This is a genomic window from Streptomyces sp. CCM_MD2014 (genome assembly GCF_000772045.1).
GTDB lineage: Bacteria > Actinomycetota > Actinomycetes > Streptomycetales > Streptomycetaceae > Streptomyces > Streptomyces salinarius.
Window position 1 is genome coordinate 6,030,044 of sequence record NZ_CP009754.1, and the last position, 13,182, is coordinate 6,043,225.

Annotated in this window: 1 protein-coding gene (running past one end of the window); it reads left to right on the plus strand. The window is 76.6% G+C overall.

All coding sequences use genetic code 11. From position 1 onward, the window contains the following. Nucleotides 1–13,182, plus strand: partial view of a lonely Cys domain-containing protein gene (locus NI25_RS26875; protein WP_061444898.1) — the start only. The gene runs 16,440 nt beyond the window's last position; only the first 13,182 of its 29,622 coding nucleotides appear in the window; its start codon is at nt 1–3; its stop codon lies beyond the right edge, outside the window.

Genomic DNA, 13,182 nt, shown 5'->3' on the forward strand with positions numbered 1-13,182 from the left:
ATGAGCATCATGCCCTCGCCCGAGGTCAACGCGATGATCTTCATCCTCACGGGAGAGCGGCTCATCGACGCGGACGAGGACCTCGCCTACGAGAGCCGCGGGCCGTACGCCCGGCTGGGCCGCAAGATCGACCAGATGTCCGCGCTGATCCAGAAGTCGGTGCACGACATCGGCCAGGCGATGCCGGACGACCTGTCGAAGGCGTACGCCGCCGCGATGGGCACCCTCACCGACGACGGCGGCCGGAACTACCTGCGGGAGTTCTCCGAGCAGCTCGACAAGATCGCCGAGGGCCGGCGCAAGACCTCCATGGACATCATGGAGTCCAAGTGGCAGGTGATCGCCGAGGTCATCCGGCTGCTCATCGAGATCGCCATCTACCTGGCGCTGTCCTTCTTCACCGGCGGTGCCTCGGCCAGCCAGATCATGCTGGCCAAGATGCGCAGCCGGTTCTTCATCCTCTCCACGCTCAGCCACCTGCTCCAGCGGCTGCACATCGCGCCCTCGCTGACCGAGGCGTTCTCGGAGGCGTTCACCACCTTCGCGGTCCGGCTGGCGATGATGAACTTCGCCCCCGACGGCCGCCGTCCCGACGGCTTCGACTGGGGCCAGATCCTCAAGGACGCCGCGTTCGGTGCCGCGGCCGGCGGTCTCACCAGCATCTTCGCCGACTTCGCCCGCAAGTTCGTCAAGGGCTACGACGACACCTTCCTGAAGAACGGCACCGACCTCGACTACAAGGCGCCGCCGCCGAGGGTGAAGAACGACCCCGACCTCGACATCGACGACCCCACGCCGAACACCAAGCCGGGCCCCGACGCCAAGTTCGACACCACCCCGCACGACCGACCCGACCCGGTCACGGGCGGCCCCGGGCCCGGGTACAACCCGCCGGCCGGCTTCCGGGACCTGTTCTCCTTCCGGAACAACTTCCGCAACAACCCCGACCTGTGGCGGAACAACCAACTCCTGCGCAACAACGCCGACCGGCCGGGCGCGCTCGCCGGGCACTACGGCGTCAAGGGCACGGCCGACTTCCTCGCCACCGGCTCCGGCGAGGCGCTCGCCGAGATCCTCATCAAGGGCGCCTTCGACGGCGACTGGTCCACGAGCTGGTCCACGTTCGTCGGCGCCGGTCTCAGCAGCCAGGTCGAGTCGACGCTCACCGACGGTGCCAAGAACGGCAGCGCCGAACTGCGCAACATCCTCGAAGGGTTCCGGGGCAAGCCGCCCACCGTCTCGGCCGGCGACACCGAGCCCGCCGGCTCCTCCGAGTCCTCCGGACCACGGGACTCCGACGGACCCTCGCCGGCCGGGGGCGGCACCGACCGCACCGACGACCCCGCCCCCGCGGGCACCGGCGGCGGCACCGGCGCGGCCGTCGCGTCCCCGCAGGGTGGTGGCGTGGAGGCGCCCCCGCCGTACTCCGCCCAGGAGCCTGCGCCGTACACGTCCCCGGCCCCGCCGCCGTACACGTCCCCGGCCCCGCCGCCGTACTCCCCGGGCCCGTTGCCCGTGACGGCCGCGGAGAACGGCCTGTGGCAGCAGGTCCACAACGGCTCCCCGGACCTCCGTGAGCAGGCCCTCCGCGACCTCGCCGCCCTGCGGGGCGCGCAGCCTCCCGGCGCCGTGGAGATCGGCGTCCGCGACGCCCTGCACGGAAACCTCTCGCGCACCCCGGAGATCCGCGTGGTCCCCGCGGGGAACGGCCCCGCCACCGAAATCGACACGGACGGCGTCCGCCGTGCGCTGCAGGGCTTCGGTACGCCGGTGGCAGTGACCCCGCCGCCCACCGCCACCGAGGGCCCGGTGCCGGTGGGGGAGACGGGCGGCCCGGGTCCGGGAACGGCTCCGGGTTCCGTCACCGGCCCGGCCACGGACACCGGGGGCGTCCCCGGTACCGGCAGCGACGCGGGCGGCGGCAGCGAGGTCGGTACGGGCACGGGGACCGGCGGTGCCGTCGGTACGGGCACGGGGGCCGGCAGTGGCGCGGGCGTCGGTGCCGACTCCGGTACCGGTAGCGGCACGGGCGCCGGTCCGGGGCCGGTGGCCGGCGCCGGTACGACCACGGGTGCGGGCTCCGCCGCGGGTGCCACCGGTACGGGTGCGGCCGCCGGGCCAGGTACCGGTGCCGGCGGCAGCGCGGGGGCAGGCCCCGGCCGCGGTACGAGTACTGCTCCCGGTACGAGTGCCGGCACCGGCCCGAACACCGGTACACGGGCCGGCGAGGCGGGTGGCGGCGACCGGGGTGTCGTGGACTCCGACGGGGCGGCTCCGGCGGCGGGGGCAGGCCCCGGCCGCGGTACGAGTACTGCTCCCGGTACGAGTGGCGGCACCGGCCCGAACACCGGTACACGGGCCGGCGAGGCGGGTGGCGGCGACCGGGGTGTCGTGGACTCCGACGGGGCGGCTCCGGCGGCGGGGGAGGCTCCGCCTGCCGTTGGCGAGCTGGCGGGCCGGGGCGCGCCCGGTTCCGGGATCGTGACTTCGACGGGCGGTGTGCCGGGGGGCCAGGAGGCGCTGTCCGGTGATGCGGCTCCCGTGCCGCCGAAGCTCGGGGCGGTCGGCTCCGTCGACACCACGGGGGACGCCTCGCCGCTGACCGTCGTCGTGTCCGACGGGCCGCCGCCGGCGGCGGCTTCGCCCGAGGCTGCCGCGCTCCTCGACCGGGCGGGCGCCGACCGCGCCGTGGTGCTCGGTCCGCCGACGGCGTCGGACGGAACCGGACGCCCGGTGCGGACCGCCGCCGAGCTGACCCGGGAGACACCCGACGCCCCGGTCCGGGTACGCCCCCTCGCGGGTCCTCCCGCCACCGACGCCCCCGCGACGGAGACCGGGTTCCCCGGCGCGGACGTACTGCTGCCGCTCGCCGACGCGCTCGGCCCGGCCCCGGAAGCCCGGCCCGTCGTGACCGAGAGCACCGGGCCGGTGGGCACGGAACTGCCGTCGGACACGGGTCCGTCGGGGGAAACGGACCCATCCGCTGACACGAACCCGTCCCCTGACACGAACCCGTCCGCTGGCCCGAACCCGTCCCCTGACACGAACCCGTCCGCTGGCCCGAACCCGTCCGCCGACCCGTCCCCGTCCGCCCCGGCGGACCCGTCCCGCAAGGCGCCGCTGTCGCAGCCCGACACCCTGGCGCTGGACGGCGACGGAGCCGTACCGAACGGTGACACGCGGACCACCGGCGGTCCCGCGGACAAGTTCGGCCTCTTCTCGCGGCCGTGGAGCGAGCCCGCCACCGCACTGCACGTGGAGTCGGGCGCCGAAGGCGGCGCCGCGCCCCTCGCCTCCCCGCCACCGCCCGCCCGGGTCGTCGTACGTCCCGCCGACGGGGTTCCGCGACCGGTCGGTGAGCCGGCCCTCACCACCCTGGACGGTCGTTCCGTCCCGCTCGACCAGGTGCGGCGCCTGGTGCCGGACACGGCGGTACGGCCCGAACCGGGGCGCGCCGTGCGGACGCTGACCATCTCCCAGGACCCGTCCGACGACGGCACGGCCCGTGACACCGGACGCCGGGCGCTGCTCGGACAGGACGGTTTCCGAGGCGTCCGCACGGAGTCGGGCCCGGTCGTCCCGAACCCGACCGGCACGGTGGGCACGGGCACGGGCACGGTGGACACCGTGCCGTCCGTCCCGCGTGCCGTGTTCACCGGTCCGCCGGCCCCGCTCCCCGGCGCCGGTACCGAACAGGGTGCCGACTACTTCGTCGGACACGGCACCCCCCGCGCCGTCACCCTCGGCACGCACGACGCCTCCCGGCCCACCGTGAAGGTCAGCGGCGTACAGCTCGGTGAGGCGCTCCGAGTGTGGGCGGCCGACGGCGACACGGAACGACCCCTGGTGCTGTACTCCTGCGAGACCGGGCGGCAGCCGCGGATCGCGGGTCTGCCGGTGGCCCAGCACGTGGCGAACCGGACCGGGCGTCCCGTGTACGCGCCGACCGGTGAGGTGGGCACGGCCCGCGACAAGGACGGTGAGGTCCGCGCGGTGCTCGTGGAGAACGAGGACGGGCCCGGACGGTGGCGGCTGTTCACCCCGGAACCCGGCGGCGCGGAGCTGGACCGGCTGGCGCGGGACGCCGGTCTGCACACGGGGCCCGGGCCGGCGGACGTGTTCGCCCGCGTCCGCACGCTCCAGCAGGTCCGCACGTTGCGCGACGCGCTCGGCCCGGACGCCGAACAGCGTTCCGAGAGCCGCGAGTTCCTCGCCGGTCTGGCGTACGTGGACGGTCTGCGCTGGCGGGGCGCGGACGGCGCGGCGCGGTACGGCGACGGCCGCATGACCCCCGGCCTGCTCCGCCGTATGGCCACCGACTGGCACGCCGCCGGGGGCGGCCCGGCGAGCGACCGCGGGGACGGCCGTACCGGCGTCGACCCGGTCACCGGGCCGACGCCCGAGCAGTACACCGCCTTCCTGCGGGCGGCGGCGGCCGCGCGGGCCGGCCAGGGCCCCGGCAGCACACTCGACGACCTGATTCCCCCGCCGCCGCCCTCTCCGCCGCCGACCGCGCTGGTCTCCCAGGACGACGTGCGCGGCCTGGACTACGCCGAGTCGGCACGGGTCGCCTGGGGGCTGTCGGACGATCCGCTGCCCCTGTCCCAGCTTGGTCTCGGCCCCGAGGACACCGCCGAACTCGCGCGCCGCAGGCCCGACCTGGCCCCCGTGCCGAGCCGGCCGGAGAGCCCGGCCGAGGATCTGGTGCCGTTCGGCCCGGTGCCCGTCGCCCCCGCCTCCGGCCCGGCGGACGTGGTCCGTTCGGGCGGGCGCGTCTTCCACCGGGTCGACGCCCGGCCCGACGGCAACTGCTTCTTCCGGTCGGTCCTCGACAGCGCACGCGCCGTGGCGGTTCCGCCCGCCTGGGCCGCGGGGAGCATCGCCGGGCTGCGCGCGCGGGTGCGGGACCGCGTCGCCCACGGCGAACTGGGCGACATCGCCGACGCCCTCGTGCCGGACCCGGTCCACTCCGTCGTGAACGACCTGCGGCTGCGCGCCCTGGCCGGGGAGACCGACCCGGGCGCACAGCGGCGGATCGCCGAGGAGTGGGACCGGATCGCCGGGGAGGTCGTCACCGACGGCGACGCGGGCAGGTGGCGGGAGATCGTCGCGGGCAGCGACTATCCCGGGCTCGCCGAGGTGGCGCCCACCCCCGCCGAGGCGCGGCGGCTCGGCGGGCGCGGGCTGCTCGCGGCCACCGCCGGACGCGTGGACCTGTGGCCGTCCCCGTTCGCCGACCTGATCCCGGAGGCGCTGGCGCACACGCTCGACCTCGACCTGCGGATCGTGCAGCCCGACACGCGGACGCCGGGCGCGCTCATCACGGTCGCGCTGCACCCGGGCGGCACGGGCGCCCCCCTGCACGTGTCGTACAACGGCGCCGATCACTTCGACGCCCTGGTACCCGCGCCGGACCCGAGCCCCGTACCCGCGCCGGACCCGAGCCCCGTACCCGTGCGGAGCCCCGCGCCGGACCCGAGCAGGACCCCGGGCCCGAGCACCACGCCCGACCCCGCCCCCAACCCGGACGCGAGCCTCACGCCGGACCCGGGCATCACGCCTGACCCGGACCCCGGCCCGACTCCGGACCCGGACGCCGCTCCGGAGGGTTCCGACCCGTACGGGGAATGGCTGCGCGAGAGGGCCGGGATCACCGACCCCGACGCCGACCCTGCCGACCCGGGCGACCGGGCGCCGCTGGAGACGCAGTTGGACCGGTACCGTCCGGCCCGGCTGCTGACCGGCACGGACGTCCGGCCGCCCGGCCCGGCGCCGCGCTCGGTCACCTTCGAGGACGGCAGCAGGCTGCCCGCCGCCCTGATCAGGCCAGGCGCCGACCCCCGCGACACCGGCGGGGACGGCACACCGGGCGTCGAACCCACCGGACTGTTCGCCGGGACCGGCGTCCTCAGCCTGCGCGGGCCCGAACTCGCGGCGCGGCAGATCCTCGACGGGCTGCCGGAGCGGCTGCGCACACGGTTCGACGAGGCGGAACTGCTGCGGCTGCTGACCGACCAGCCCTCGGCGTTCACCGCCCCGCGCGGCGCCCGCCTCGTGGGCCGGGAGAAGTCCGGCGTCGGCCTGGAGATGACGGTGGAGGCCGTTCCGTACCACCGCTGGGTGCGCCTGCCCGACGTGGGCGGCGGCACGGTGAAGGCCGACACGATGCGGCGCGGGCAGGCCGGCACGGGCGGCGGGCGCAGCGTGGGCTTCGGACGCCGGATCGCCGGTGCGCTCAGCATGGGCCCGCCGCTGGAGTGGCTGCTGAAGATCGGCGCCTCGCTGGGCTGGGCCCGCCGCACCGACTACTCCCAGGGCACCGCGGCCTACCAGCAGACCGAGCACCGCGCCCACGAGGGCTCCCACCTGCACCTGGACGACGTCCACTACCGGGTACGGGTCCACCGCGTCACCGAGGCACCGCGCTCCGCCGCCACCGCGGCCGACACCGACGGCACGACCGGTACCGGCCCGGCCCCCCGCTGGACGCGGCAGTTGGTGCACACCGCCGAGTTCGGCATGCGGGACGGGCTGAGCTGGCGGCTGCCGGACGACCTGACCGTGCCCTACGCGGGGCCGCGCCGGGCACCCGGGACGCTCACGTTCCCGGAGGGGGAGCACCCCCGGCTGCTCGACTCCACGGGCCTGTACCTGACGGACCCGGCGGAGGACGTGGCGCTGGCCCTCGCGGGCGCGCGGCCGGGCAGCTCCGCCCACCGCACGCTCGTGTCGTACACCCGGCCCGGGCGGCTGCTCGGCATCTTCGGACGGCTCACCGGGCCGGTCAGCGGTCCCGAACTCACCCGGGGCCGGGGCCGGCGCCCGCTGGGGCACCTGGTGGTGGAGCGCTCGGTGCCGCACCGGGCGGACCTGGTCACCGAGTCGACCAAGGTCGAGGTGCGCGACCTCACCCAGACCACCTACTCCAACCAGCGCGGGCACGTCCGGGAGACCCGGTTCGGCCTCCAGGTGACCTCCGGTCCGAACCACCAGTTCGCCGGTCCGGTCACCGACGTACGGGTGCAGGGCGGTCCGGCGGTGCGTACGGACTTCGCCGCCGGGCGCGGGCACTACCTGGGCACCGACGCGGCCCGCAAGGTCACCGGCCGGGTCCGCAACCAGCCGATGGCGCTGTACCGGGTCGAGCGCACCCTGATGGTCCGGGGCGCCGGCGAACCCAGGTCCGCGGCACGGCCCGTACGGGTGGTCAGCCTGGACTGGATGTCCACGCGGGACGCCCGCAGACTGGCCGGCTGGGACAGCCGTACGCCCGGCCGTACGGGGCCGAACCCGGACGCCGAGCCGCCCGTGCCGTGGTACCTCAAGAAGGACGACCCGGTCCATCTGGGCGGCCAGGTCCGCGCCGAGGGCTTCCGCCCCGACACCACGCCCGCGACCGTCCCGCAGACGGCACCCGCGCAGGACGAGGGCCCGCGGACGACGCAGACCCGGGCGCAGGACGGCCCTCGGACGGCACGAGCGCAGTCCGGTCCGCAGCCCGACGCAACGCCGCAGCCCGCCCGCGAGCCGTTGCAGCAGTTCGCGGAGACGGTCCTGGACACCCTGCACGCCTCCTACCCGTCGCTCTTCGTCCCGCCGGCGATGCGGAACCACCCACGGCTGGCGCGGCTCTGGTACAGCGACACGCGGCTGCGGACGGCGTGGTTCAACGAGCGGCAGGTGCGCGAGGCGCTGAACCGGCCCACCCTCGCACAGGCGCTGGACGACCTGACCACCACCGGCCTTCCGGTCACGCTGGTCGAGGACGGCAAGGTCCGTCGCGGCCACCACACGCTGACCCTGCGGGCCCGCCTCACCGACCGCCGGTTCGAGACCACCCTGAACGAGCGGACGCTGCGCAACGCGGTGATCGGCAGCGAGGTCGCGGGCCAGGGCCAGCAGCAGTCCAGCACCTACACCGCCGGTGTCGAGGCCGGCATCTCGCCGCGCGGCCACGACAAGGTGGGGAGCACCGGACTGCCGCGCCAGATCGGCAACCTCATGGTCGGCGGGCGCTACGCCCACACCCGTCAGGAGGCCACCCGCAACACGATCACCGTCACCCACGACCACCTGACGTCGCAGAGCGGCATCGACCTCTACAGCTACCGCGTCGAGCTGATGGCCGACTTCGAGGGCCACCGGCGTCCACGCGGCTGGCCCCGCCTGCTGTCGGCCGGGCTGCTCGGCACCGGCGTGTTCGTCAGCACGGTCGCCGAACGCCCGCTGTTCAGCCGCGGCAGCGAGCCCGTGGGACGCGTCGAGCTGGCCGTACCCGCCGCGCACGGCTCCGCACACCACGCCCCCGCGGACCCGCCCGCCCCCACGGCGTCCACGGACGCCGCGCCCGCACCGCAGCGGCTCTCCGCCGCCGAGGCCGACCAACTGCTCGACGGGACCCCGCCGTTGCCCAGGACGACCCCGGCGAGTCAGTCGCTCGCCGGGCGGCTGCTCAGCGCACCCCACGTGGTGCTCGGCGTCGAAGGCGGATCGCGGCGCCGGCAGCTCATGCAGGAGACCGCCGACCGCGCCTCCGGCGACTCCTGGCACACCAGAGCCCCCGGCACGCCGGTCCGCACCGCGCTGCGCCGCGCCGTGGCCGACCTCGGCGTGGCCGGGCAACTCGGCCAGTACCTCGGCCCGTTCGGCACCCGGATCACCGGCCTCAACGGCGCCGGACCCTTCCGTACGCACTACCTCAAGGCCGCGGTCCGCGGCGAGCTGGACAACGTACGGGTCATGAGCGACCCCAAGCCCGCCTCTCTGGAGAACACCCTCGCCAGCGACGACAAGAGCACCGGCAGTTCGAGCACCACCTCGCGCACCACGCTCGGGCTCCAGGGCAGCGACTCACCGCTGCAGCAGGCACCGGGCGCACAGCCGGTGTCCGGCTCGTACGGCGCCGCGCTCCAGTACGCCTGGGGCAAGGGGCGTGCCCTCGCGCAGTCCGTCACCCGCGGCCGCAGCACCACCCTGACCTACGCCGGACGCATGTACCTGGTGGTCGCCGACGCCGCCGAGACCATCGCCGTCCGGGACCGCTGGACGGCCGCGATGGGCACCGTCGGCACCCGGGCCGGGCAGCGGATCGCCGCCGCCGCGGGACGGCTGTCCGACCGTGCCGGGCAGGCCCTGTCCCCGCGGGGGGCCGCCGCCGCGTTCCAGCGCGTCCGCGACGCGGTCATGTTCCACCTGCCGATGCAGGACGCCATCGAGACCGGCCTCGCTCCGGACGGCCTCGGCACCGGCACCCCGCGCAACCTCGGCGGCGGCTACCGCGTGCCGGGCTTCTTGCGCGGCCGGCGCTTCCCGACCCACCCCCTGGGCCGGCTCGACGCGAGCCGGGCGGCGCAGCAGCTCATGCCGCGCCTGGAGAAGATCGGCGTGCCCTCGCACGACCGCGAGCAGGTCCTGCAGCGGCTCTCGCCCGACTTCCTCCGCGCCCACCTGCACGAGCTGACCACCGACGGGATGACCCTGCCCGTCCGCCACCGCGCCTGGTCCAGTCCCCACCACCTGCCGGTCGGCGGCAGCCCCGCACAGGTCCGGTTCAGGCTGACGCCGGTCACCACCACCGTGGAGCGGCTGCGCACCGGCTACGAGGTGGACGACTACCGGACCCTCGTCCGCGACTCGGCGCTCGGCGCCACGCAGGACCGCGGCGGCGACCTCACCCTGAGCGTCGGCCAGCGCACCCCCGGCAGCGACGCCCTCGCGGCCAACCCCTCCCTCCAAGGCACGGCGACCGGGCAGCAGGCCGGCACCCGCACGGACACCGAGGGCAGCACCGCGATGCCCGACATGGCCACCACACAGGCGCACGCGGAGGTCGTCACCGGCTACACGCTGTCCGTCACCATGACCGACGCCGCCGGCGACCGGCTGGCACCGTACGCCGTCGCGCACGTCGGCACGCTGCACGAGATCGTCTCGGCGGGACTGCTCACGCCGTCCGGTCCCGGCGCCGACGGCGCGCTCACCGAGCAGGACGTCGCCGAACCCGAGCGCGCGGTACGGATGCTGACGGCCGACCGGGCACGCCGGGAGGCCGTCGCCGCCTGGCGCACCGACGGCGACGACATCCTGCCCTTCGACGACCGCACCGGGTCCGGCATGCTCGCCGTCGACTTCCGGGGCGCGGCCAACGTGGCGGACGCGCTCACCCTCGCCACCGCCCGCGCCGACGGTCTCGGCGACGGAGACCTCGGCGGGCGGCACACCGGCGACGCCCTGGCCGCGCAGGTGCGCATGGCCCGCCACACCCCGCTCACCGCCCTCGGCACGGCGCCCGCGCAGGCCCAGCAGGAGGCCACCTCCCAGGGCGGACTCGCCGCCGCGTTCCGCGAGGCGCTCGGCGCGGACGGCTCCGTGCTGCCCACCCAGTCCTCCGGACGCCTGATCGGCCAGGCCCACACCGTCGGCGCCCGTCTGCACGCCAGGATGCACCGCCGCGGCGCGCGGCTGCTCGCCGTGGAGAGCGCGCCCCGCATGGAGTCCATGCAGCGGCGCAAGACCGCCCAGGCGGAGGAGACCGGGATCACCGACAACACCGAGGGCGCGGCCGGCACCGCGCCGCTGGTCTCCACCACGGGCGCCGGCCTGAACAACCCCGGAGCCACCGCTCCGGTCGGCGGCGCCAACGACGGCACGGCGCCCAAGGAGTCCGAGGACGTCACCCTCGGCACCCACGTCAAGTACGGCATCGACCGCAGCATGCTCTTCGCGCTGCCGGTGAGCTGGCTGGCGGTCTCCGAGGCGGACCACCGGTTCACCGACAGCCGTCCCGTGCACGCCCTCGGCAAGGCCCGGCGCGGCCCGCGCGCCGCCGAGGCCGAGACCACCGCCCTGGTCTGGCTGCGCGAGAGCCAGGCCCGCGAGTACGGCCTGCTGGACGACACCTCCTTCCCCGAGGAGGCCGCCACCGCCTGGGACGACATGGCCAAGGGCGCCGCCGACCTCGCCGCCGCCGAGAAGGAGTACTACGACGCCCGCGCCCGGGCCCGGGAGGCGTGGCTCTCCCTCACTCCCGCGGAGCGCGGCGCCCTCGGCGACGGCGGCTCCGGCCAGACCTCCGCGTCGGCGACCGTCCTGCCGCGGGAGCTCGCCGAGTCCCCGGCCGTCCGCGCCTGGCAGGGCGCCCGCGACGACGTGCGGCTGTGGCGGGACCGGGTGGACGCCGCCGCCGCGGACCACCACCGGCTGCACCTCGCGGCATCCCGGCTCACCGCCCACCACCAGGGCTCGACCGCCGTGCCGGTGCGGGACGTGCCGCAGGAGTACACCGAGCCCGGCTGGCGTTCCGAGGCCCCCGCCCCGTACACGGTCACCGGTGCCGACGGCACCGGGCCCCGCACCCTCACCTCACCGGACGGCACCGTCGTGCGGACGGTGCACGACGTACCGCACGACGGTGCGTCGTTCTTCCACGCGCTGATCGCCACCGCCCACGCGAGCGGCCGGCTGCCGCGGCTGCTCGGCGCCGACCTCGCCGACCGGTTCGCCGGGGCCCCGGACGACCCCGAGGTCACCGCCGACGCCGTCCACACCGCCCGCGACCGGCTCGCCCGGGAACTGGGCAGGCCGGACAACCGGGACCTGCTCGACGCCCTCGCGGCGGACACCGCCGACACCTTCACGCAGCAGGAGCTGGACGGCGCGGGTGTGACGCTCTCCCGGGAGCAGCAGGCCGAGTTCGACGCCCTCGGCCGGCTCCCGGAGACGTTCTGGCCGACCCCGGCGCAGCGGGCGGCGCTGGCCTCCCTCGCCCTGGCCCGCCCCTTCGCCGCCGAACCGCTGCCCGCGGACGCCGGGCGCCCCGACGACGCCCCGGCTCCGCCCGAGCGCCGGGCCGGGGACCACGGCGGCGCCGACCTGCTGCCCGCCCTCGCCGCGCGGCTCCTCGGCACCTCGCTGACCGTGGTGACCGGCGAGGGCCGCGAACAGCTCTTCCTGCCGTACGGCGACGGCACCGCCCCCGACGGCTCGGTCCCCGTCGTCGACCGCGCGGCAGACCCGGTGCTCCTCGCCGCCGACGGCCACTTCCACGCGGCCCTGCCCGTCCCCGCCCCGGCCCCGGCCGCCACCGCGCTGCCGCGGCCGGCCCGCGAGGAATCCGGCGCGAACGGCGCGCCGAACCCGTCCGGTGCCACCTCGGGCCCGGGCGGGGAACCGTCCGCGCCGCCCGTACACCGCAGTCACAGCACCGCGCCCTGGCTCCCGCCCGCCGACGCCGACGGGCCGCGCTACCGCCTCGCCCGCGACGGCGTACTCACCGCGCCCGACGGCGCCACCTACACGCAGGGGACGCCCACCGGCCGGGGCAACGGCTTCTTCGGCGCCCTCTCCACCGCCCTGCGGCACGCCGCCGCGCAGCCGGGTCTGGACGGCCGGGAGGCCGGCCGGCTGCTTGCGCGGGCGGCGGCGACGCCCGCCCGGCTCATGCGGCTGAACGGCCTGCCGGGCACCCCGGCCGAGCGGGCCTCGCTCTTCTCGCCGCCGCCCCCGGCACAGCGCCGCGGCGCCCCCGCGCCGAGCCCGGAGGCGAAGGAGGGCCACCTGCGCCGCCACCTCGCCGAGGGCCCCTGGACCACCACCGAGGCCGACCGGGCGGTCACCCGCTGGGCCGCCGCCGCGACCGGCGCCACCGTCACCCTGGTCGAGGAGAACGGCACCGCCCACACCTACCCCGGCCCCGCCGGCGCCGACGGCCCGCACCTGCGGCTGCGCCGCCGCGGCGGCGACTTCGTGCCGCTGATCGAACGCACCCCGGCCCTGCGCCCGGGCCGGGAGCGCGGACCGGACCCCGAGGAGGCGTTCGGTCTGGACACGCTGTCCGGCGCGGCGGGCCCCGGCCGCCTCGACGCGCCGGGCAGCCTCCAGGGCGCCTTCCGTGAGCCGGCCCCGGGCGGGCTGTCGCTCCCCGCGCCCACCCCGCGGACCGGCCCGGACGGCGCGGTCCCGCCGCCGCTGCCCGGCCGCCGTCCGATGACCACCGTGCAGGAGGCCTCCGACGAGTCCGAGTACTCCGACGCCGCGTCCTCGTCCGACTCCGACTCCGACTCCGACGACTCCGCCGACGGGAACGAGCAGCCGCTCTGGGCCGACACCGGGTGGCTGAACACCGTCTTCGGCCCCCGGTGGGACACCGTCCCGGGCGACCGGCTCAGGGAGACCTCCGAGGCG